The 22,407-nt window shown below is 50.5% G+C and carries 29 protein-coding genes; 23 read left to right on the plus strand and 6 right to left on the minus strand.

Annotated elements, in window-relative coordinates:
* Positions 1-7 precede the first annotated feature (7 nt).
* Entirely contained in the window at positions 8-721 is a 714-nt protein-coding gene (locus BMY11_RS07335; protein ID WP_090573827.1) for a cytochrome c biogenesis CcdA family protein, read from the plus strand.
* Between the two features lie 188 nt (positions 722-909).
* On the opposite strand, the gene splB is transcribed toward BMY11_RS07335, so the two are convergent.
* Positions 910-1,980 carry a spore photoproduct lyase gene (gene splB / locus BMY11_RS07340; protein WP_256217349.1) on the minus strand — a complete coding sequence of 357 codons (1,071 nt, stop codon included), beginning with the start codon at positions 1,978-1,980 and terminating at the stop codon, positions 910-912.
* 208 nt (positions 1,981-2,188) lie between these two features.
* On the opposite strand from splB, the gene mntR reads away from it, so the two are divergent.
* Complete coding sequence (gene mntR / locus BMY11_RS07345; protein WP_090573829.1) at positions 2,189-2,617, plus strand: transcriptional regulator MntR; 429 nt, start codon at positions 2,189-2,191, stop codon at positions 2,615-2,617.
* A gap of 58 nt (positions 2,618-2,675) precedes the next feature.
* On the opposite strand, the gene BMY11_RS07350 is transcribed toward mntR, so the two are convergent.
* A complete protein-coding gene (locus tag BMY11_RS07350) occupies positions 2,676-2,966 on the minus strand; it encodes a hypothetical protein (protein ID WP_090573830.1) in 291 nt (96 codons plus the stop codon).
* A 51-nt stretch (positions 2,967-3,017) separates the two neighbouring features.
* Entirely contained in the window at positions 3,018-3,923 is a 906-nt protein-coding gene (locus BMY11_RS07355) for a DUF1385 domain-containing protein (RefSeq protein WP_177182576.1), read from the minus strand.
* 266 nt (positions 3,924-4,189) lie between these two features.
* Here BMY11_RS07355 and BMY11_RS07360 point away from each other — a divergent pair, with 266 nt between their 5' ends.
* From BMY11_RS07360 to BMY11_RS07380, 5 genes are all read left to right on the plus strand, one after another.
* On the plus strand, positions 4,190-4,714 hold the full coding sequence (locus BMY11_RS07360) for a YqhR family membrane protein (RefSeq protein WP_256217350.1): 525 nt from the start codon (positions 4,190-4,192) through the stop codon (positions 4,712-4,714).
* A 90-nt stretch (positions 4,715-4,804) separates the two neighbouring features.
* Positions 4,805-5,242, plus strand: coding sequence for a type II 3-dehydroquinate dehydratase (gene aroQ, locus BMY11_RS07365; protein WP_090573832.1), 438 nt, complete (start codon positions 4,805-4,807; stop codon positions 5,240-5,242).
* 20 nt (positions 5,243-5,262) lie between these two features.
* On the plus strand, positions 5,263-6,336 hold the full coding sequence (locus tag BMY11_RS07370) for a M24 family metallopeptidase (RefSeq protein WP_090573833.1): 1,074 nt from the start codon (positions 5,263-5,265) through the stop codon (positions 6,334-6,336).
* 104 nt (positions 6,337-6,440) lie between these two features.
* Positions 6,441-6,998, plus strand: coding sequence for an elongation factor P (gene efp / locus BMY11_RS07375; protein WP_090573834.1), 558 nt, complete (start codon positions 6,441-6,443; stop codon positions 6,996-6,998).
* A 150-nt stretch (positions 6,999-7,148) separates the two neighbouring features.
* On the plus strand, positions 7,149-8,402 hold the full coding sequence (locus tag BMY11_RS07380) for an aspartate kinase (RefSeq protein ID WP_090573835.1): 1,254 nt from the start codon (positions 7,149-7,151) through the stop codon (positions 8,400-8,402).
* Positions 8,403-8,694: 292 nt separating this feature from the next.
* On the opposite strand, the gene BMY11_RS07385 is transcribed toward BMY11_RS07380, so the two are convergent.
* The 3 genes from BMY11_RS07385 to BMY11_RS07395 form a co-directional block, all read right to left on the minus strand.
* On the minus strand, positions 8,695-9,156 hold the full coding sequence (locus BMY11_RS07385; RefSeq protein ID WP_090573836.1) for a DUF441 domain-containing protein: 462 nt from the start codon (positions 9,154-9,156) through the stop codon (positions 8,695-8,697).
* 135 nt (positions 9,157-9,291) lie between these two features.
* Positions 9,292-10,002, minus strand: a complete 711-nt coding sequence (locus BMY11_RS07390) for a 2-phosphosulfolactate phosphatase (RefSeq protein ID WP_090573837.1) — start codon at positions 10,000-10,002, stop codon at positions 9,292-9,294.
* 50 nt (positions 10,003-10,052) lie between these two features.
* Entirely contained in the window at positions 10,053-10,889 is an 837-nt protein-coding gene (locus tag BMY11_RS07395) for a phosphosulfolactate synthase (protein WP_090573838.1), read from the minus strand.
* Between the two features lie 209 nt (positions 10,890-11,098).
* Between BMY11_RS07395 and BMY11_RS07400 the strand changes: the two genes are divergently transcribed.
* From BMY11_RS07400 to folD, 16 genes are all read left to right on the plus strand, one after another.
* Entirely contained in the window at positions 11,099-11,365 is a 267-nt protein-coding gene (locus tag BMY11_RS07400) for a YqhV family protein (protein ID WP_090573839.1), read from the plus strand.
* A 134-nt stretch (positions 11,366-11,499) separates the two neighbouring features.
* Positions 11,500-12,510, plus strand: coding sequence for a stage III sporulation protein AA (gene spoIIIAA / locus BMY11_RS07405; protein WP_090573840.1), 1,011 nt, complete (start codon positions 11,500-11,502; stop codon positions 12,508-12,510).
* Positions 12,503-13,021, plus strand: coding sequence for a stage III sporulation protein SpoIIIAB (gene spoIIIAB, locus BMY11_RS07410; RefSeq protein ID WP_090573841.1), 519 nt, complete (start codon positions 12,503-12,505; stop codon positions 13,019-13,021). The genes spoIIIAA and spoIIIAB overlap by 8 nt, the downstream gene beginning before the upstream one ends.
* A gap of 15 nt (positions 13,022-13,036) precedes the next feature.
* Entirely contained in the window at positions 13,037-13,240 is a 204-nt protein-coding gene (spoIIIAC, locus tag BMY11_RS07415; protein ID WP_090573842.1) for a stage III sporulation protein AC, read from the plus strand.
* A gap of 35 nt (positions 13,241-13,275) precedes the next feature.
* Positions 13,276-13,671, plus strand: coding sequence for a stage III sporulation protein AD (gene spoIIIAD / locus BMY11_RS07420; protein WP_090573843.1), 396 nt, complete (start codon positions 13,276-13,278; stop codon positions 13,669-13,671).
* A 5-nt stretch (positions 13,672-13,676) separates the two neighbouring features.
* Complete coding sequence (gene spoIIIAE, locus BMY11_RS07425; protein ID WP_256217351.1) at positions 13,677-14,942, plus strand: stage III sporulation protein AE; 1,266 nt, start codon at positions 13,677-13,679, stop codon at positions 14,940-14,942.
* A gap of 25 nt (positions 14,943-14,967) precedes the next feature.
* The gene (gene spoIIIAF / locus BMY11_RS07430) at positions 14,968-15,732 is read left to right on the plus strand and encodes a stage III sporulation protein AF (protein WP_143069229.1); all 765 of its coding nucleotides are present in this window, start codon (positions 14,968-14,970) and stop codon (positions 15,730-15,732) included.
* 15 nt (positions 15,733-15,747) lie between these two features.
* A complete protein-coding gene (gene spoIIIAG, locus BMY11_RS07435; protein ID WP_371262766.1) occupies positions 15,748-16,389 on the plus strand; it encodes a stage III sporulation protein AG in 642 nt (213 codons plus the stop codon).
* A gap of 38 nt (positions 16,390-16,427) precedes the next feature.
* Entirely contained in the window at positions 16,428-17,180 is a 753-nt protein-coding gene (locus BMY11_RS07440) for a SpoIIIAH-like family protein (protein ID WP_090573844.1), read from the plus strand.
* 209 nt (positions 17,181-17,389) lie between these two features.
* The gene (gene accB / locus BMY11_RS07445) at positions 17,390-17,878 is read left to right on the plus strand and encodes an acetyl-CoA carboxylase biotin carboxyl carrier protein (protein WP_090573845.1); all 489 of its coding nucleotides are present in this window, start codon (positions 17,390-17,392) and stop codon (positions 17,876-17,878) included.
* 57 nt (positions 17,879-17,935) lie between these two features.
* Positions 17,936-19,294 (plus strand): acetyl-CoA carboxylase biotin carboxylase subunit, encoded by a 1,359-nt coding sequence (gene accC / locus BMY11_RS07450; RefSeq protein ID WP_090573846.1) that lies wholly within the window; start codon positions 17,936-17,938, stop codon positions 19,292-19,294.
* A 142-nt stretch (positions 19,295-19,436) separates the two neighbouring features.
* Positions 19,437-19,844, plus strand: a complete 408-nt coding sequence (locus BMY11_RS07455) for an Asp23/Gls24 family envelope stress response protein (protein ID WP_090573847.1) — start codon at positions 19,437-19,439, stop codon at positions 19,842-19,844.
* Between the two features lie 102 nt (positions 19,845-19,946).
* Positions 19,947-20,510 (plus strand): alkaline shock response membrane anchor protein AmaP, encoded by a 564-nt coding sequence (gene amaP / locus BMY11_RS07460; protein WP_090573848.1) that lies wholly within the window; start codon positions 19,947-19,949, stop codon positions 20,508-20,510.
* 11 nt (positions 20,511-20,521) lie between these two features.
* Positions 20,522-20,752, plus strand: coding sequence for a DUF2273 domain-containing protein (locus BMY11_RS07465; RefSeq protein WP_177182546.1), 231 nt, complete (start codon positions 20,522-20,524; stop codon positions 20,750-20,752).
* Positions 20,753-20,848: 96 nt separating this feature from the next.
* Positions 20,849-21,301 carry a transcription antitermination factor NusB gene (nusB, locus tag BMY11_RS07470; RefSeq protein WP_090573849.1) on the plus strand — a complete coding sequence of 151 codons (453 nt, stop codon included), beginning with the start codon at positions 20,849-20,851 and terminating at the stop codon, positions 21,299-21,301.
* 242 nt (positions 21,302-21,543) lie between these two features.
* Complete coding sequence (folD, locus tag BMY11_RS07475; RefSeq protein WP_090573850.1) at positions 21,544-22,404, plus strand: bifunctional methylenetetrahydrofolate dehydrogenase/methenyltetrahydrofolate cyclohydrolase FolD; 861 nt, start codon at positions 21,544-21,546, stop codon at positions 22,402-22,404.
* Positions 22,405-22,407 lie beyond the last annotated feature (3 nt).

Here is a 22,407-nt window from a genome sequence, read left to right on the forward strand (position 1 = left end):
TGACATCATGTCTGATGTAACGGTATGGGCTGCGTTCGGTGCGGGAATCGCTTCATTCATTTCCCCTTGCTGCTTGCCGCTCTATCCATCCTACTTGTCCTACATAACAGGCGTCTCTGTCAGTGATTTGAAGAGCGAGCATCCGGGCCGCGAAGTGCGGATGCGGACGATGAGCCATACGCTGTTCTTTATTCTTGGTTTCTCCATCGTATATTACACGCTTGGCTATGGAACGAATGCATTCGCAGAGCTCTTCTCGCAGTATCAGGATTTGATTCGGCAATTGTCCGCTGTCCTAATCATTCTTATGGGCTTCATCCTTATGGGGCTCATTCAACCTAAGATTCTACTTCGGGAGCTGAAAATGCCGCTGAAGCTCAAGCGCTCAGGCTATCTCGCTTCCTTCATCTTCGGTATCGGCTTCTCGGCAGGCTGGTCGCCATGTACCGGCCCGATTCTGGCGAGCATTCTGCTCATGGCAGCATCGGAGCCGGGCACATGGTTTGAGCTGACGACGGCATACGCGCTTGGCTTTGCTATCCCATTCTTCGTACTCGCCTTCTTCATCGGCTCCACGAGATGGATCGTCCGCTATTCCAGCATTATGATGAAAGTCGGTGGCGCAGGCATGCTAATCATGGGCATTCTTCTGTTCACCGACCAGATGACGCAAATCACCATTTGGCTGAATTCGATTACTCCAGAGTGGTTAAAATTTTAGTGGTTTTGATGTTGACGGAACTTATTCAATAATGAGCGCATGAAAAAGCTTGTAGCCGGAGAGTTTACGTGCCGCCTTTGATGGGGTGTCCTATCCTTAAAGTCTCATCACAAAGGACACGCAATCAACAGCGGCCGCAGGCACAACTTTTTCAGCAGCGATTGCCCTTGAACTCTTAAATGGAGTCTCTAAGTGAAGTATTCGATAGTCGCATCCTCAAAATGCTCAAAGATGCGCTCCGAGATAAACATCCGGAGCGCTTCTGCTTGTTCATCAGGGTAGACGTATTTGCCCTGTCCCCAGCGGCCCCACTTGTACTTGCGCTTCTCAATGTCCATCTCAAGCTTCGTTCGGGGGTAGCGCTTCTCGATGACGTTCTTCGCTGTCTTCGTGAAGCGATGCTGGATGAGCTCGAACGTAAGACCAGATGACGCGTCCTTCGGCAAGGACGCCGCCAATGAGGAGAGCAGCTCGGCATAGCCCTCCTGCCAGCCTTCGTGCCAGATGATCGGCGCGATAATAAAACCGAGCGGATAGCCAGCTCGGGCAATCTTGGCGGCAGCTTCAATGCGGTCCTCGAAGCGTGATGTAGACGGCTCGAAGTTCTTGATCACATACTTGGCATTCACGCTAAACCGCACACGGGTATGGCCGTTATGCTGGATATCAAGCAGCGAATCGACATAATGAAACTTTGTCACGAACCGCAGACGGCCGTATTCTTGATCCGCCATGAACGTGATCAGCTCCCGCAAGCTGCCGGTTATCGGCTCAAGCCCGACTGGATCGGAGGTACAGGCGGCTTCGAACCTTGTGATCTCCGGTATACGCTCGTCGATGTAACCTTTTGCAGCGTGCATGATTTCATCTGTATTGACATACACCCGAATATAAGGCTTTGCACCAAGGGTAGTCTGCAAGTAGCAATAGTGGCAGTGGCCCATACAGCCCGTTGCGATTGGAATGGCATATTCCGCCGATGGCTTGGAAGTATCGAACTTCAACGTTTTGCGGATGCCGACAACAAGTGTACGCTTAGCGATCTTGTACTGCTCCAGCTCGGATTCGCCTGGCAGGTTCGTTATTCGGTTATGGGAGGTTGTCATCCGGTAGGGGATACCGAGCGACTTGACCCATTCCATAATGTGCTGCCCTTTCGGATAATCGAGTGCGGAGGGCTCAAAATAAACAAGTTCCGGAATGAACGATTCATGAACGGATTTCTTAGCCGCAGGCCTAACAAGCAAGGTGGTGCTCAAGGTGGAAGCTGCCTCCTTTAAGATCATCGGACATACCTGTAGTTTGGTGGTATAAGGGCAGGATCAAACATGGAAAGTTCAGTCGGACAGGTTGCGGCACCTATAGAAGGCAGTGTAGAATACTAAGAGTGAAGAGTCAGTTAGCATAATTTAGCACTAGTCGAACAATCCTAACGTACGGGATGACGGTGAATGGAGGAACGAGCAAATGCCTACTCCAAGTATGGAGGATTATTTGGAACGGATTTATAAATTGATTGATGAGAAAGGCTACGCCCGTGTCTCGGATATAGCAGAAGGGCTTGAGGTTCATCCTTCATCAGTGACGAAGATGATTCAGAAGTTGGATAAAGATCATTATTTGATCTATGAGAAATATCGGGGGCTAGTGCTCACGGGCAAAGGGAAGAAGATGGGCAAGCGGCTTGTGGAACGCCATCACTTACTGGAGTCGTTTCTTACTGTCATTGGTGTACAGGAAGAGAACATCTATAAAGATGTCGAAGGCATTGAACATCACTTGAGCTGGGATTCAATCACTTGCATCGAAACGCTTGTTGAGTTCTTCCGTAGAGAGCCTGCGCGGTTGGAGGAATTCCGGTCGGTTCATGCCGAGCTGAATAGCGATAACTTATAAATATACGAAAGGGGCATCCCTCAGCCACGGCTGAAGGATGCCCCTTATTAATTGTGTGTTAGTGATACTTAGGTAAGTTGTCGTCATCCTTGCCGCCTTCAATAACGCGGAAAGGCATATTCTTGCGCTGCTTGCTCTTGGCAGGCTGATCTTTGCGGGATTGCGTCTTGTAACGCGGCTTCGCTTTCGTTCTGACGCCGCCTGGCGGAAACTTATACAGCAGATAAACCACGCCGAACACAACAACTGGAATGAGAAGCTGATAGGGATTGCTGATCGTTTGCGAAACAATGCCGATGACGACGAGCACAAGGATGACGATGGACAACAGGCTCATTTTACGAGGCATGGTTCTCACCCTTTCTTCCCGAATCTAAGACTCAATTGTGAAACGGTTTCTTTACGGCTTGCTCACTTGGCCATCGAGCTCAAGCATCCGGTTAAAGGAAGCGATCGATACAGCCACTTGGTCATCCGTAGGTTCTTTCGTTGTCAGCTTCTGGAGCCACAGGCCCGGATAGCCGAGGAAACGCAGAACAGGCAAATCGCGAAGCGCGTTCGTGAAGCGAAGCGCTTCATAGGATGCGCCTAGAACGACTGGGAGGAGCAGAAGGCGCAAGTAAATCCGTTCCCAGAGCGAATCCCAATGGAAGAAGGAATAGACGATAACACCGACAAGTACAGAGAAGACGATAAAGCTACTACCGCAGCGGTAATGAAGTCGTGTGAACTTCTGAACATTAGAGACGGTTAGTTCCGCTCCCGCTTCATAGGCGCTTATTACTTTATGCTCCGCACCGTGATATTGGAACAGGCGCTTAATAAGCGGTGTTAACGAGATAATATATAAATATGAGAGCAAGAACAAAATTTTGATAACACCTTCAATAAGATTGTGCAAGACCCGGTTGTTGAAGGAGTTCTGGAAGAGAAGCTGTTCAATAATGGCAGGTACGAGTGTGAAAACGATCTTACCAAAGGCGAAAGACAATATACCTGCAACGGCGACGCCGACAATCATACTGAGGCTCCAGCCGCTTTTTTCTTCTTTTTTAGCCGGTTTCGCAGCACTGGTTTCGGCTTCCTTCGGATCCGAAAGCTCGTCTTCTGCGTAGGATTCCATGGAGAAGTTCAAATGCTGCGAGCCCTTCGCGCTCGATTCGAGTATAGCGACTACGCCGCGGAGAAGCGGAATTTTCTTCAATCTTTGAATCCAAGGCTTTGACGTTCTCGGCACTTCGTAAAAAATAATTTCATTATTTTTGCGCCGTACGGCAGTGACATTCGCGTGACGGCCTGCAAACATAACACCTTCGATGACGGCTTGTCCGCCATAAATATTTTGTGTGCTTTGAGACAAGGGCGAATCACCATCCTTTAGTTAGACATAAGTTCGATAATAGCTATGAATACGCTACCTACTACCTCTATTGTACTTGATTCTGCCGCTATTTGCGAGCGCCATCCATTCCCTCATTTCACGAAAGCAAGCCGATTTGGGAGCGGCTCGTTTGCGCATACTACTATCCATTACAGCAGTGTACAACTATAAGGCAATGGAGGAAACTTATTTTGCGTAAAATACAGACGAACGGTCAGCATAAAGGGACAAAAAACGATTACGATGGCAGCACACATACGAACCCTACCGCGTATTGCTTCAAGCTTGGTTTTTTTGCAGGGCTGTTCTGGGGCTTGGTGCATTGGCTGCTTTTTGCGTTAAACTTTACGAAGGTCATGCCGGGATTTCTTGTTGACCCGTTCCTGAAGCAGTCTTTCCTGCGAATGTGGTATGGACATTTAGTCGGGGTTGCTGCGTTCATTGTGTTCTCGATTGTCGCGACGTTCATCTATAAGCTGCTCCTTGGGCGTCTGTTCGGTCCATGGCCCGGCATCCTCTATGGATTGTTCTGGTGGGCGCTGCTCTTCATGACGATTGGGCCTGCGATGAGTATGACGAAGCCTTATAACAAAATTGGCTACGAGACTTTGATTTCCGAATGCTGCCTATTCGTGCTGTGGGGATTGTTCATTGGATACACGATCGTTTTTGAATTTACGGATGAGGCAGGGCGAGAGCCGGCTGGTGCGAGTTAATGGATGACATGAGCGGGAGGGTGAGCACTTCTCAAAGCGTGGGTCTTTGTGGTAGAATGTCTATTGATCTATGTGCCGGGAGGATTCTCCATGACTCGAATACTTGTACTTAACGGACCGAATTTAAACATGCTTGGCATTCGTGAGCCTGGTGTTTACGGTTCAATGTCGCTTCAAGCGATTGAGGAGTTGCTGCAGGAGACCGCGGCATCGCTTGGTGTGGATATTTCGTTCTTCCAATCGAATCACGAAGGGGCTATTATCGACCGGATTCATGAGGCCTATGGCCAAATGGACGGAATCGTCATGAACCCCGGAGCGTTCACTCACTACAGCATTGCCATTCGCGATGCGATCAGCAGCGTCGGCCTTCCTGTCGTTGAGGTGCATTTATCGAACATTCATAAGCGGGAAGCGTTTCGTCATGTTTCAGTCATCGCTCCAGTTGCGGTCGGACAGATTGCAGGGTTTGGCGCGCAAAGCTATGTGCTTGGACTTCACGCGCTAGTGAATCAACTGAAGCAGTAATAAGAAAAAGGGTGATACTTTTGACACAGAAACGTTTAGCCGGATTGCGAGATAAGCTGCCTGCATTGCAGGTAGATGCGATTCTCGTAACAAGTGCCGTTAATCGTCGGTACATAAGCGGATTTACAGGTTCTTCAGGTTATTTGCTCATCACGGCTGCAAACAGCTGGCTGCTTACGGACTTCCGTTATATGACGCAAGCGCCGGAGCAAGCGACGCATTTCTCAGTGGTGGAGCACGGTCCGAAATGGATTGAGACCGTGAGGGAGCTGGCCGAGCAAGCGGGCGTACGCAAACTTGCTTTTGAGCAGGATCATGTCGTATTCAGCAGCTACTCTGACTGGAAAGGTGCGCTTGGCTCGATCGAGCTCGTACCGGTGTCGGGTGCAATTGAACAGCTTCGGTTGTATAAGGATGAAGCAGAGCTTGCCGTTATTCGTGAAGCTTGCGCGCTTGCGGATGAGACGTTCCAGCACATCCTTGGCTTCATCAAGCCAGGCATCAGCGAACGCGCTGTTGCGCTTGAGATGGAGATGTACATGCGGGGCAAAGGCGCAACGTCGTCTTCGTTCGATACGATTGTCGCATCAGGTGAGCGTTCCGCGCTGCCGCACGGTGTTGCAAGCGATCGGATCATTGGCAATAATGAGTTTGTAAAGCTTGACTTTGGTGCTCTTCTCAAAGGCTACTGCTCCGATTTGACAAGAACGATCGTTGTAGGCAAGCCGACAGACAAGCACCGCGAAATTTATGAGATCGTGCTTGAAGCGCAAATGGCTGCACTTGCTGGCATAAAACCTGGCATGACAGGCCGTGAAGCGGATGCAATTGCACGAGACATCATTACGAAGTATGGCTACGGTGACAAGTTCGGTCACGGCACAGGCCATGGCTTCGGGATGGAAATTCACGAAGCGCCTCGAGTGTCGGTCGGCGGAACGAGCGTGCTTGAACCGGGTATGACCGTTACGGTGGAGCCGGGCATTTACTTGCCAGGATTCGGCGGCGTTCGGATCGAGGATGACATTGTCATTACCGAGAATGGAAATTCGTTATTAACCTCATCTCCGAAGGCATTGTTTATTTTGGAATGAGTTTTATAAAAAAGCGGTGAGAGCTTCGGCTCTGCTACCCCCGCATTACCAATTGCAAGGTGAGTTGGAACCCATCAATCACCTAACCACAGGAGGAAATACCAGTGATTTCAGTAAATGATTTTAAAACAGGCCTTACCGTTGAGATAGACGGCGATATCTTCACAGTTCTTGATTTCCAACATGTTAAACCAGGTAAAGGCGCAGCTTTCGTTCGTTCGAAGCTGAAAAACCTGCGTAACGGCAATACAGTTGAAAGAACATTCCGTGCTGGCGAGAACATCGGCAAAGCGAACATCGAGAACCGTGCGGTACAATACCTGTACAACTCCGGCGTTGAGTATTCGTTCATGGATAACGAAAGTTTCGACCAGTTCACGCTTGACAAGAAGCAGCTGGAGTGGGAAATCAACTTCCTGAAAGAAAACATGACAGTTAACATCACGAGCTACAACGATGAAATCATCGGTATCCAATTGCCTAATAACGTAGACCTGAAAGTAACAGAAACAGAGCCAGGCGTTAAAGGTAACACAGCGCAAGGTGCAACGAAGACAGCAACGGTTGAAACAGGCCTGAACGTTCAAGTTCCGCTGTTCATCAACGAAGGCGACGTTCTTCTCATCGACACGCGCGATGGCAAGTACATTTCCCGTGCTTAGTTAATACCAGACGAAACCGCTCGGTCTTAGTGCCGCGCGGTTTTTTGTTGTCTGTTCATATTCAAAAACATGCAATTGTGTTATAATCTTGTGTTATAAAAGTACTTCATACTCTACTTAAGATCGAACAACGTTGGGAGTGGATTAGCAGTGTCGTTGATAGTAATGAAATTCGGCGGCAGCTCCGTTGGCTCAACTGAGCGGATGCAGCGCGTTGCAAGACGTATCGCCGATTATAAAGAGGCTGGCCACAAAGTCGTTGTTGTCGTTTCGGCAATGGGCGATACGACAGACGATTTAATTGAACAATCTAAACAGCTTAACGCCAATCCGCCTGCACGTGAGATGGATATGCTGCTAACAGTTGGTGAGCAAATATCGATCGCGTTACTGTCGATGGCTATAGATGCAATTGGTCTGAAATCCAAGTCGTTCACAGGCTGGCAGGCCGGCATTCAAACGGAAGCGGTTCACGGCAAGGCACGTATTTCTGACATTCAACCTGATCGGATTTTCTCAGCGCTGGACAATGGTTTCGCCGTAATCGTAGCTGGTTTCCAAGGTGCGACAGAAGAAGGCGAGATCACGACGCTCGGGCGCGGCGGTTCCGATACGACGGCAGTTGCTCTAGCGGCAGCGCTCAAAGCCGACGTGTGTGAGATCTATACGGATGTAGACGGCATATACTCGACCGACCCGCGTGTTGTGAAGTGCGCGCGCAAGCTGGATGAAATCACGTACGATGAGATGCTGGAGCTGGCCAATCTTGGCGCAGCTGTCCTGCACCCTCGCGCGGTTGAATATGCGAAAAATTACAATGTTAATCTTGTTGTACGATCTAGCTTTACGCAAAACGAAGGCACAAGTGTGAAGGAGACTGCAGTTATGGAACAAGGAAATGCCGTTCGCGGTATCGCATTTGACAAAAATGTAGCACGTATTAGTATCTTGGGCGTCGAGGATATTCCAGGCGTTCTTGCAAAAGTATTCGGAGCGCTAGCATCGAGCGGTGTCGACGTCGATATTATTGTACAAAGCGGTACGCAAGACGGTAGAGCGGACTTCGCGTTCACCGTTACACTGACGGACAAGGATAAAGCCATTGCAGTTGTAGAGCGTATTCGTGGTGAAGTGCCTTACCGTGAAGTGACTTCCGAGGAGAACCTCGTGAAGGTTTCCATCGTTGGCGCAGGGATGGTTAGCAACCCAGGCGTTGCAGCAAAAATGTTCGCAGCGATCTATGAGCAAGGCATCAGCATCAAGCTTGTAACGACTTCCGAAATTCGCCTCTCCGTCGTAATCAGCGAAGAGCATACACACGATGTTGTCCGCGCGCTGCACACAGCGTACGACCTTGATACAGCTGAGCAAGCTTTCGTAGGCGGCCCACAGGATCGCCGTTAGAATATAGAGGTTTATAAGATGGGAGCAGCAGTGCCTTTGGGTGCTGCTGTTTTTTTATTTTGTGGCGGGGGAGTGGCTGCGGCTGCGGTGAACAAGGTTAAGGAACACATTTGGTGAGAAGTGGTGGGGGAAAGTTCCGTGAGGAACTATGTCGTAGTGGGGATTTTGGAGAAATGGAGTAAATGTAGTCAAAGAGAGTACCCCAGGTATCTACATTCAGTCAATATAAAACTAAAAAGAAGCTCTTCGGAACGTCCGAGCGAGCTTCTTGTTTGTTAAAGCCTTTACACCGCTAGAAGCGGTTCGCGATTAAGGAGAACAGCTTGAACAAGATTGCGGTGATGCCGGCGGCCATTAAGGGGCCGACGGGGATGCCGCGCAGAAACACAATGCCGAAGATCGAGCCGACGACGAGACCGACGATAAGCTGCGGGTCGAGCCGGAGCATCTCGAGCCCTTTGCCGTTGACGTAGGTGGCGATGGCGCCTCCAGTCAATGCGAGGATACCGGGCCAGGATGTTACGACGCTGAGCATATCTTTGGAGCTAATGCGCTCAGATGCGAAGGGTACGAGCACGCTGAAGGTGAGGAACAGAAGTCCGAGTTCCAGCCCTCTGCGCTCTATCGTGGGCAAGAAGCGCTGGAGATGAATGAGCTTCACGATCAAGAGCACACATGCCGCTGTGGAAATAATCGGCGATCTTCCAACTAAGCCTACAATAATCAATACAACTAATACGACTTCCCCACTCATACTTGCCCGACTCCTCCAATCGTTGTCGCCGCCCCGCAAATAAGCATAGAGCGTCCATACTTCCAGTGTATGGAACAAGCCTTCCCGATATGTCACTTCGACCTTGTACGAGGATGCTGCCTCGTCTGATCAGAATCAGCCATGCACGAGCATGTCGCCTTGCATGCGCGGCACAATCATGCTGCAGTTGACTAAGCTACACCGTTCAACGTCTCGGCCGCTGCCGTATTTAATTAATCTTTTTCCCGTTACGCTACCCGATATCAGGTCATACAGGTTATCAGCTTTATTCCGATAGAGTCCTAGCATAGCCGCACCGAGATCATTCATCTCAAGTGGAGACGCGCACATGCCCTGGAGCTCGCTGATGATCAGACCCGCACATACGCCATCCTCCAGCGCAAATTCATCATGGCTGCCGGCGCACAGCAGCACCAGATCACGGCGCAGCTCGAGCGCTGTACGCGCACATGCCGCCGCATTGTTCAGTGATCCGGCCAGCACATGGTCGGCACGCATCGCTTTGTGCAGTGCCCGCGTACCGTTCGTCGTCGTTAGGACGACCCGGCGGCCGCGTACGGCTTCGGCGGTAAACTCCTCGGGGGAATTGCCGAGATGGAACCCGGGGATTTTGCGGCAGAATCGCTCTCCCGCCAGCAACTGTCCATCGCATAGAAGCGCTCTTGCTTCCAGCACGGTCTCGACAGGTACGATCCCTGCAGCGCCAGAAGCAAGCGCAGCGACAATCGTGCTTGTCGCGCGGAGCACGTCAATAACGATTGCCGTCCGATGGGCGAAACGCTCGGACTGCGCTTCATTTACGTTGGAGATGACTTCAATTTGCATACAATTAACGCTTCCTTCCTACAAGGACTGGTCCACCACGGCCAGCCAAATCAAATCATATAAACAAATGGTTCAACATGTACACCGAAGCAGAAAGTGTCTGAGCGCAGCCCTCGCCGCATCGTTTCGAGCGAAAATACTTCGCCTGGTTGAATGTTGCCGAGGTGAACATCGGAGCCGAAGGTTTGCAGCAGCAGCACCTGCTGTTGCTTCAGCGGCGTTTCCCACATGATGCGGCGGATATCCCCTCCGAGGGAGCGGCTCACAGTTTCCAGCACGCTTTGCGCGCAGTTTCCATTCGCATCAAAGAGCCCTACGCCAACTCCGGATTCCCTTGCTTCAATCGTGACCATCTCAGATCCCGCATGCCAGTCAGCCTCGGCAGTAACCACGAGCTCCTGCACATCTACAAGCGAACCAGTCAACTTCTTCCCGTATTCAGAAACGACGCGAAGACCGTTCTTAACCCCTTCTTGAATGAGCTCGGTGCGCAGCTTGCGGCTAAGCTCAATCGTACCGTCAGACACTTCGATTCCGTTAAAGCCAAGCCGGCAGATCGTGCGGAAGAACGCAGGCACAACATCCTGCTGCACAGCGGACTCCAGCAGTGTACCTCCTGGCATGACGGTTAGGCCGCAGCGCTTCGCTTGTTCGATTTTGCTCAGAAGAAGATCGGTCGGATAGAGCGGTGCAGTGCCAAACCCGAATTTAATGCAATCCATATAGCTTGCTGATGTTTCAAGAAGATCGGAGAACGCATGGCGTCCGAGCCCTTTGTCAATGACCATCGTTTTGCCGCGCTCGAGAGCGTTAAGGCTGGACAGCTCGCGCTGGCCGCTTGGGTCGCTTAGTACGGAAGGCCAAGCCGCCACAGAAATTGATTTCATGTTATCTCCTCGCATTCGTTTCATATCCACAGCAATATATGCAATGCGCCTAGAGCGTGTGCTGGCAGCGGCTGATTCAGAGCTAATATTGTGAGAATGAAAGAATAGCAAGCCCGCATAAGCTAGAAGAGAGCCGTGCTAGTAGTAGAGAAGTAGAAGGCCAACAGTCAACTTGCATTATGAATTGACTTGGAAGAAAGGAGATAGATATGCTGAACAAAATCGTACTGACCATGGCGACGATCCGAATATTCTCCGGCTCGCTTGAAATTATGGCGGCACTGCTCATGCTGCGTCTCAATCAGATTGATAAGGCGCTCATCGTGAACTCCTCGCTGGCGTTTGTCGGGCCGCTTGTACTTATCTCCACAACTACGATCGGCCTGGTCGGGCTCTCGGACAAAATATCGTTTGGCAAAATGCTGTGGATTGTAGGCGGTGTCGCGTGCATTTTGACAGGGGTGCTGAAGAAGTAGCCTTCCATCTGTCGTTCATAGACATCTAGATTTGTCATATTGCTGGGCTCATTTGAATAGAATGGGATACAAAGCTGGACAATCATACGATTCTAGCAATCTAGCGTAGAAGCTGCTGCCGGGAGGGTTAAACGATGCTAAAGAAAGTGCTGCATTTGCTGCCTTCCGAGCTGGCTTACGTGCTATGCCGGATTCCGGAGAAGGTTCAAGACGTCATTGAAGAGATTCGCATTCGAGAAGGCCGGCCGCTTGAAATTAGTACGAGCCAAGGCTTCTGGTTCGTATCTGCAACTGGAAAGCTTCTTGCAAAGCCAGAGGAAGCGTACAAGCCAACCACGGAATTGTGCCGCAAAATGCAAGAGCGTGTCACCAACCATTCGCTCTATGCGATGGAGGAAGAGCTCCGCCGCGGCTATATCACAGTTGCAGGCGGCCATCGAATCGGACTGGCTGGCAGAACGATCCTCGAGCAAGGTCATGTCCGTGGCATCCGCGATATCGCAGCATTCAATGTGCGGATCGCCAGAGAAGTAATCGGCGCGGCGGCAGGGCTTCTGCCGAAGCTCGTTGATCTTCAAAAGCAAACGCTACAATCGACGCTGATCATCGCACCGCCGCAGCAAGGGAAAACAACACTCGTACGAGATCTGGCAAGGGCGATCAGCAGTGGTGCCTGGGGTCATCCTGCCGCATCGGACTGGCCTGGACGCAAAGTTGGCATTATTGATGAGCGGTCGGAAATCGCAGCCTGCGTCAAAGGTGTTCCAACATTCAATGTAGGCCCGCGAACAGATGTCATGGATGCTTGCCCCAAAGCGGAAGGGATGATGATGATGCTACGCTCAATGTCACCGGAAATTATAATCGTCGATGAGATCGGCCGCGAAGAGGATGGCGCAGCCATTCTGGATGCCAGCCACGCAGGCGTGACCGTTATAGCAACCGCTCATGCCAATGACTTGGAAGACGCAAGGGGGCGTCCGCTGCTATGCAATCTGCTCGAGGCGGGAGCGTTCCAACATATCGTCGAGCTTCGCCGAAGCGGGGGAAGTCTCATGAGCAGAGTGCTGCCGGCGGCAATGGCAAGACGAGCACCGGCGGCGCGTGAGCCTACTGCAGTGAAGGGAGGCGGCGCGAGTGGTTAAGCTGATTGGGGCTGCGCTCATTCTCTTCGCCGGCACGATGATCGGGTTCGTACAAGCCTCGCGCTTTACTTCACGCCCGAATCAGATCCGCCAGCTGATCTACGCACTTACGCGGCTCGAGACTGAAATCGGGTACGGCTTCACGCCGCTCCCGGAAGCAATCGGCCGTAGCAGCGCGATGGTGCAGGAGCCGGCATCAGGTTTTCTCCGCGAGGTGAAGCGAAGGCTGGATGAACAGTCCGAGCTCACCTTCCGCGAATGTTGGGAGCAGGCAGCAGCTCACATCTGGCCGAATACCGCAATGCGGCAGCAGGAGCAGGCGGCTCTCATGCGGCTCGGCTCGACGCTCGGCATCAGCGATAGAGAAGATCAGATCAAGCATTTGAAGCTAGCGATGCAGCAACTGCATGCAGAAGAGGAACTAGCGCGGGAAGATGCTTCGCGATTTGCGAAAATGTGGAAGAGTCTTGGCGTACTCACTGCTCTACTCGTCGTCATTTTGATTTTTTAGTGGGGTGCCGCAAGCATGAATTTTGATGTGTTGGCTATCTTTCAAATTGCCGGAATTGGTTTTATTGCCGCAATGATCCATACGCTTCTGAAGCAAAGCGGTAAGGAAGAATATGCGCATTGGGCGACGCTGGTCGGTTTTATCATTGTACTGTTCATGATTTTGCGATTATTAGGTGAACTGTTTCAGGAAATAAAAACGACTTTCTTATTTCAATAACATCAGTTTTTTACAGCTAGGCGGGTGATCAGTGTTTGGAAATCATCCAAATTGTAGGGTTAGGTTTGGTTGCAGCAGCACTCGTTCTGGTTCTGCGGGAACAGAAACCGATGTTCGCTTTTCTGCTAGGTGCTTTTACAGGGCTATTCATCTTCTTATATGTCGTAGGCAAAATCGACACGGTGCTAACTGTGCTCGAGCAGCTCGCGGATCGGTCAGGCATCCCGTCGATCTACCTGAAGACGATACTCAAGATTATCGGTATCGCCTATATCGCTGAATTTGGGTCGCAGATCGTACGTGATGCCGGGCAAGAGAGCATTGCCTCCAAGATCGAGTTTGCTGGTAAAATACTCATTCTCGTTCTCGCGGTGCCGATCATCAGCGTCATCGTAGAAACAGTGCTCGGCCTGTTGCCGGTAGGGAGTTGAACGTAATGAGGCGGTGGTTGATTCGTAACGTGATGCTCGTTGCTGTTGTTCTGCTATCCATGCTTGCACTACTGCCCGTTGCAGCAATAGCAGCAGGGGCCGAGCCGGGGGAACTAACGGAACAGTTGGAACAATCGGCGGCATCGAAGCCAGATACCGATAACAACGCATCGGATGTGAATGCTGCGCTTGCGAATCAACAGCTGAAAGGCGTCAACACGGAAGCGGTTGAGGATTACTGGAACAAGCTGATGAAGGAGTATAGCGGCTTCTTCCCGGATAACGAGGTGCCAAGCTTTGCTGAAATGGTCATGCCAGGCGGTGAAGGACTCAAGCTGACAACGGTGCTCTCGGGCTTGCTGAGGTACGTGCTGCACGAAATCCTTTACAATGGCAAGCTGCTTGTAACGATCGTCATTCTGACCGTATTCAGCATGATGCTGGAGACGATGCAAACCGCGTTCGAGCGCAATACGGTGAGCAAAGTGGCTTACAGCATCACCTATATGGTCATGATCGTGCTGGCGGTCAACAGCTTCAACGTCGCAATCGGTTACGCGAAGGATGCCATCACCGGAATGATTCAGTTCATGCTCGCGATGGTGCCGCTGCTGCTGACACTGCTCGCCACGATGGGGAGTGTTGTTACTGTATCGGTGCTGCATCCACTCATTATCTTCATGATCAACGCGGTTGGCTCTATCATCTACACGGTCGTCTTTCCGCTGCTGTTCTTCTCGGCCGTGCTTCATATTGCAAGTGCCGTGTCGGATAAGTTCAAGGTAACGCAGCTGGCGAATGTGCTTCGGAGCTTCAGCGTCGGGCTCATGGGCATTATGCTGACCGTGTTTCTCGGCGTCATCTCGGTGCAGGGCGCGACAGGCTCGATTACAGACGGCGTTACAATGCGGACGGCGAAGTTCATCACAGGCAACTTCGTGCCGGTCATTGGACGAACCTTCTCCGATGCGGCCGATACGGTCATGTCAGCCTCACTGCTCGTCAAGAATGCAGTTGGAATTGCTGGTGTCGTAATCATTTTGTTCCTCTGTGCATTCCCTGCTGTGAAGATTATGACGCTCGCTCTCATCTACAACGTATCCGCCGCCATCATGCAGCCGCTCGGCGATAGTCCTATCGTGACTTGTCTGCAGACGATCGGCAAAACATTAGTTTATGTCTTCGCTGCTCTCGCCGCAGTCGGACTTATGTTCTTCCTGGCCATCACAATCGTGCTTACAGCAGGTAATGCGGCGGTCATGATCAGATGAAGCACGTGTTGCAGGAGGGGTTCACATGCTGAACTGGCTTGCCGTATGGCTTCAGCAAATTATCGCGGTTGTGTTGCTGGCGGGCTTTATCGACTTGCTGTTGCCGAACAAAGCGATGCAGCGCTATGTGAGGCTCGTCGCAGGGCTGATCATTTTGCTGACGATCTTAACGCCGATCATCCGGCTGCTCCAAGGCGACTTCAACGCTAGGCTCGATCAACAGGTGGATAACTGGTTTCAATCCACGAATAACAATCAGTTCCACATGCCGACGCTGGAGGATATTCAAGAAGATGCCAAGAAGCTTCAGGATCAGCAGAAAGCCTCTGCCTTGGCGCTGGTGGAGCAAAGACTTGGCTCGTCGATGAAAGAAAGCATTTCAGAAGCTACCGGTCTGCAAGTGGCGGCGGTTGGTGTGAAGCTGACAGCCGCAAACACCATTGATCAGGCGAGAATTGAGTCGGTCGTGGTGACACTAGCGAAGCTGGTGCCGGAAACGGAATCCGAATCCGAATCAGAGGATGACTCAAAGGCGACAGGAGATTCCAAATCGGCGAATGAAGTAAAGCCTGTCGATGAGGTTGAAGCTATCGAAGTTACGGTGCAGCCGATGACAGATCAGTCAGCGGGTTCACCGGGATCAACGAATGCATCCGATAGCCAGGAGGAGCAGCCAGCTAGCAGTGAAGTGGCCGCGGCTGTGAGAGAAGTTCTACGGCAAGAGTGGAGCGTAAACCCGAAGCGAATAGAAGTGATGCAGCAACAAGCGGATGCTGAATCGGCACAGTAGGGAAAGGGGAGAGCGATGTTGGCCAAATGGCTGGATGGGCTGGAGTCAACGTTTGGGGGCGGCCGCGGTGGGCCGAAGCGGATGAAGTCACTGCGCTGGCTGCTTATACTCGGTGGGATCGGAGTCGCACTTGTCATCATGAACTCTTTTCTCAACTATAGCCAAGTACCTGCTTCTGACCAGCAAACCACATCCTCTAGTACACCGCCGACCGATCCTGCTTTCAACAATAGCAGCAAATCGGACAGCCCTATCGCTGACATTGAGCATTCGCTGGAGAATCGGCTGAAGGAGATTTTGGAGATGGTCGTTGGGGTCGGTACTGTGGATGTACTGATTACGGTAGACTCCACCGAGGAAACAGTCGTGCAGCTCAACGAGAAGGAATCGCAGCAAATTACGAATGAAAGCGACAAGAATGGCGGCAAACGCACCGTGACCTCCCTCACGAAGGAAGGTCAAGTGGTGCTTTACGATACATCCGGCGACAAAGCGCCGATCATTGTGAAGAGACTTCAACCCAAGATTCGCGGCATTCTAATCGTTGCGAAAGGCGCAGAGAACGGTACGGTAAGACGGCTCATTGTCGACGCTGTCGAGAAGGGCCTTAATGTTGCGGTCAACCGAATCTCGGTTATTCCCCGCAAACACCAATAAAATTCCAATTGGACAATGAAAAGGGAGGCTGTTCGTAAATGAATAACAAAAGGCAAACGATTTGGCTCGTATCCATGCTAAGCTTAATGGTCATTTTGTCGGCTTATTATTTGTTCACCGAGGATGTAGGCACGCCTAGCAACATGGTCACTGACGGCACGAAGCAGGATCAAGGAGCGGCTTCGAATGCAACGGAAGCATCCGGCAAAGCAGGCGATGACAACGGCATTACGGTATCCGAAGTGACAGGCAACAAAGATGCGAATGCAGGCACAGATGCGGCGACGGCAAACAACTCGCAGAATACCAAGGATAACGCGGCATCGGCAGACAATTCAGCGGCAGACAATGAAGCGGCAGACAATGCAACGGCAGACAATGCAGCGGCCGCAGCAGCAGATCAAGAAACCCTCAAGCAGCTCGAGAAATCCGGCGCAGTTAGCGAGAGTGTGTTCAGCCAAATGCAAGAGAAGCGCGACCAGAAGTTTTATGACGAATACAACAAGCTGCTCGGCACAATCTCCGATACGAAGCAGAATGAGAAGGCGGCTGGCTCAGCGGTTGATCAGCTGAACCTGCTTGAAGACAAGAGCACGAAGGTCACTGGTCTTGAAGAAGAGCTGACGAAGCAATTCAGCAATGCGGCAGTCGTATCAGATGAGAACGACCATTACAAAGTCGTCGTTCAAAGCGAGAAGCTTGAGCGCAGCCAAGCAGAGAGCATTCTCTCGATGGTCATTAATGAGCTTGGCGTATCGCCGGATCAAGTGACAATTCAATATGTGAAGTAACGGTCTAAGAGAGTGCCCCATTGCTAATGATATAAGCAGTGGGGCTTTTTTCCATCTAACCATATATAAAAAATGGGTTCGTGTTCCGGGTGGTTTATGCTATAATGGGGTTTGGATTGTGCAGGTTTGGTAAATTGCACCGTCCCCAATAATATAGTTACCAAGAAGCATCTTCCTTGAAGATGCACTACATTTTTAGGAGTGAAACGATGTTTAAGCTGAGCGAGATTAAAGAATTGATCAAGCTGGTTGACGGTACTTCTGTACATGAACTTGAAATTGAAAACGATGGCGCACGCCTGATGATTCGTAAACCAGGTAAAACAGAAGTGGTGAATGTACAAGCCGCGTCAGTCGTTCCTACATATACGCAGGCTTATCAGCCACAGGTGAACGCACCGGCTCCGAGCCAACAACAGAGCGCGCCAGCGCCAGAACAGCCGGCACCAAATGAGAACTACCACCAAATTCTATCGCCGATGGTAGGGACGTTCTATAGCGCGTCTTCGCCAGAAAAAGCACCTTTCGTAAACGTGGGCGACCGCATCAACGAGAAATCGATCGTATGTATTCTTGAAGCGATGAAGCTAATGAATGAGCTTGAAGCGGAAGTTCGCGGCGAGATCGTCGAGATTCTCGTTGAGAATGGTCAGCTTATCGAATTCGGGCAGCCGTTGTTCCTTGTTAAACCGGAGTAGCATTTGACGCGAAAGGGCCAACAAGAACATAGCGTGCACGAAAGGAGCAGTTTATCCGTGAAATTCAACAAAATTTTGATTGCAAATCGTGGTGAGATTGCCGTACGTATTATTCGCGCTTGCCGCGAGCTCGGCATTCAGACCGTTGCTGTATATTCGGAAGCCGACCGTGAATCGCTTCACGTGCGTCTGGCAGACGAAGCTTATTGTATTGGACCTGTCTTATCCAAGGACAGCTACTTGAATCTGACGAACATTATGAGCGTTGCAACATTAACCGATTGCGATGCTATCCACCCGGGCTACGGCTTCTTGGCGGAGAACGCGGATTTCGCTGAAATTTGTGAGTCTTGCAACGTGACCTTTATTGGTCCGTCCCCACAAGCGATTAATAAAATGGGTGATAAAGCGGTTGCGAAATTAACGATGAAGCAAGCGGATGTGCCTATTATTCCTGGCTCTGATGGCCTCGTTGAGGATATGGACGATGCAATTCGCGTCGCTCGCGAGATTGGTTATCCGGTCATTATTAAAGCGACTGCAGGCGGAGGCGGCAAAGGCATCCGGATTGCAGAAAATGAAGATAATCTCATTTCGCAAATTTCGACGGCTCAGCAGGAAGCGCAGAAAGCCTTCGGCAACGCCGGCGTTTACCTTGAGAAATATTTGACGGGCATGAAGCACGTTGAAATTCAGATTATGGCTGACAAGCACGGCAACGCCGTTCACTTGTTCGAGCGTGATTGCTCCGTGCAGCGCCGCCGCCAGAAGCTTGTTGAGGAAGCACCTTGCCCCGTTCTTAGTCCGGCACTTCGTGAGCGTATGGGCCAGGCTGCTGTACGAGCTGCTCTTGCCGTTAATTATTCCGGCGCAGGTACGCTTGAGTTCCTGCTTGGACCAGACGGTAACTTCTATTTCATGGAGATGAACACTCGTATTCAGGTTGAGCATCCTGTAACCGAAATGATTACAGGCGTTGACTTGATTAAAGAGATGATTTCTGTTGCGGAAGGCAATGAGCTTTCCATTAAGCAAGAGGACTTGAAGATTAACGGCTGGTCGATCGAATGCCGCATTAACGCTGAAGATTCGGAGCGTGGTTTTATGCCGTCGCCAGGTACGATTCAATTCTACTTGCCTCCAGGCGGTTTGGGCGTTCGTGTTGATAGCGGCGCGTACCCGGGTTACACCATTTCCCCTTATTATGATTCGATGATCGCGAAGCTGATCGTCTGGGGAGCAACGCGTGAAGATGCGATTGCCCGGATGAAGCGGGCGCTTGCTGAATTTGCCATCGATGGCATTAAGACGACGATTCCGTTCCATATGAAGCTCTTGAATCATCCGAAATTCCTGAAAGGCAATTTCGATATTAAGTTCTTAGAGGATAATGATATTAACAATCCTGTAGAATAATCGCGAATCTTCACGGTTTGCGACAATTGGACTGGTTTGTCATAATTCCTCCGGAATGCTATAGTATAGGAATAAGAAGCGGATAAGCTACCTGAGCCAATATGGCGGAATAACGTAACTTTACGGGAGGTGTAGGATAACCATGAGTACGTTAGCAGCGGACTATGAGAAAACAGACATGGGCACTATTCAAATCGCACCCGAAGTGATTGAGATCATTGCAGGACTTGCGACAATTGAGGTTAGAGGTGTAGCAGGCATGAGCGGCGGTTTCGCCGGCGGCATTGCAGAGCTTCTGGGCCGGAAAAACTTGTCCAAAGGTGTAAAGGTTGAAGTTGGGCAGCGTGAGGCGGCAGTCGACGTCTCCATCATTGTGGAATACGGCAATCGTATCCCTGAGGTTGCGGCTAATATTCAGAACAACGTGAAGCGTTCCATCGAAATGATGACAGGCCTCCATGTTGTAGAAGTGAATGTGCATATCCATGATGTTCATTTCAAAACAGCGGAGAAACCAGAAGAAGATGAGATCGCAATTCGAGTAAAGTAGAGATTAGTGTCGTAAAAGAATGATGACATACCCCCTAGTGGTTGGGCTTGCCGCTCGGCGCTAGGGGGTTTTATCTAGTCCGCCACAAGGAGGAATCTCGCTTTGATTAGAGTGCTCGACAAGTTTCTATTGTTCTTATACAGCTTGGCAATCGGTGCGGTGGCTGTCATTGCGTTCTGCGCAGGCATGTACTGGTTTCCAGAAGATTGGCTGAGCAATCTTGTACATAATTTATACAGCGGCGATTACGACTGGCTGCAGGCGACTGTACTGATCGTTTCCGTTATCGTATTTCTCATTAGTCTTCGGTTCTTCTACGTATCGCTTAAACGGAGCAACGCATCTTCGCCTTCGATTGATCAACGTACGGAGTTTGGCGATATTCGCATCTCGCTTGAGACGGTTGAGAATCTGGCTCTGAAGGCAGCGAGCCGCCAGCGTGGAGTGAAGGAACTGAAAGCTCGAATTCGAATTAGCGAGGCAGGCATTGAAGTGTCGCTGCGCGCAATTGCTGATGGTGAGAGCTCGATTCCGGTTCTTACGGAAGAAATACAGCGTGCCGTCAAATCCCATGTGGAAGAGATTACAGGTATTCCTGTAGCAGGCGTTTCTGTATTTGTAGCTAATATCATCCAAACCGCGAACTTTAAAAGTCGCGTAGAATAGAGGTGATACCGATGTGGAGGGAAGTCTGGACAACCTACGGGGGACGGATAACCGGTGTAACAACAGGTATCATTCTTGGTCTTCTTTATCTTATTGTAGGTTTTTGGGATATGCTTTTCTTCGCCTTTCTCCTTTGTATCGGCTATACCGTCGGCAAATTGAAAGACGAGCAACGAGGTCCGATCCTACCATGGCAGCGCCTTAGCGAGTGGCTTATGGAGCGATGGAGACCGTTTAAATAATACTATGATCTCCTCCGTACCCCGGACCCGTATGTGGCTTCGTTCGGGGCAGGGAGGAGATCATATTTTGACCACAGTGATGAATCAGGAGGCCCCATGAAACGTAGGTTAGCGCGGGAAATTGTGGTACAGAGCTTGTACCATATGGAAATGAATGAGGAAGCAACTGCAGCATCCGCAGTAGATATGCTGGTGGATGAAGTGCAAGAAGAGAATGAGATCGAAGCGGACGCAGCGGACGTTCACCGCATCGATGAATATGTGCGCGAGATGGTACAAGGCGTGCTCGAGCGCAAATCAGCGATTGACGATATGCTGCAGCACTATTTGACGGGCTGGCAAGTCGATCGTCTGTCTCGTGTTGACCGTCAAATTCTACGTCTTGCTTGTTATGAGCTTGTGTTCCGGGATGATGTGCCGCCGAAAGCGATCATCAATGAAGCGATTGAGCTGGCGAAGCATTTTGGAACGGACGAGTCCGGTAAGTTCGTCAACGGTGTTCTTGGCCGAATGCTGCAAGCGCTTGATGAGCTCAAACCGAAGGCGTAGCGCTTAGGTTAGGCGTGTGACATGCTTTGTTGTTTACGTTACATTAGCCCCTTGGATCCCTTATAAAGGATTTAAGGGGCTTTAAGAAAATTTAGTCCCTTTTCAACCATTCAGAATTTATAAGCTTCACGCTTATTCATTTCTGAATGGTCGCCGCACAAAACGATTCGTTTATCGAGGAGATGGCGAAAGTCGTTTTTGCTTGGATGCCCTCATAACTTGGATTCAGGAGTGATTACGAAATGACTGCACAGCGTATTGAAGGTAAAGCGATTTCGGACGCCATCCGAATTGAAATTGGTGAAGAAACTGCGAGGTTGTCTGCACATGGCATTCAACCAGGTCTTGCTGTCGTGCTTGTCGGTGAAGATCCAGCGTCGAAAGTATATGTAGGCAGCAAGGAAAAAGCATGTCAGCAGCTAGGCTTCTATTCGGAGGTCCATCGTCTGAGCGGCGACACATCCGAGGAAGAGCTATTGGCACTAATTGATAAACTGAATAACCAATCGACGATTCACGGCATTCTAGTCCAGCTTCCACTGCCAAAGCACATTAATGAGAAAGCAGTCATTGATGCGATCAGCTCTGCGAAGGACGTAGATGGTTTCCATCCGGTTAGCGTAGGCAATCTCGTTATCGGCGATGACAGCTTGTTGCCATGTACGCCAGCGGGCGTCATTGAACTGATTAAACGGACAATTGGTTCCATTGCTGGTAAGCATGCTGTCGTCATTGGTCGAAGCAACATTGTCGGCAAACCGGTGTCGATGCTGCTGCTTCGAGAGAACGCGACAGTGACGATCTGCCACTCGCGCACAGCGAATATGGAAGAAATCGCGAGAACAGCTGATATTCTAGTCGTTGCAATCGGTAAAGCCAAAGCAATAGGCAGTAAGTATGTGAAGCCTGGTGCGGTCGTTATCGACGTTGGCATTAACCGCCTTGAAGACGGCAAGCTCGCTGGTGATGTCGATTATGAAGATGTGCTGGAAACTGCGGGCTATGTGACGCCGGTACCAGGCGGAGTTGGACCGATGACCATTACTATGCTGATGCTGAATACGTTGAAGGCGGCGAAACAACAACACGCAATTCAGGAGTGAGGA

This window comes from Paenibacillus sp. OV219 (assembly GCF_900110075.1).
In the GTDB taxonomy this organism is placed as follows: Bacteria; Bacillota; Bacilli; order Paenibacillales; family Paenibacillaceae; genus Paenibacillus_Z.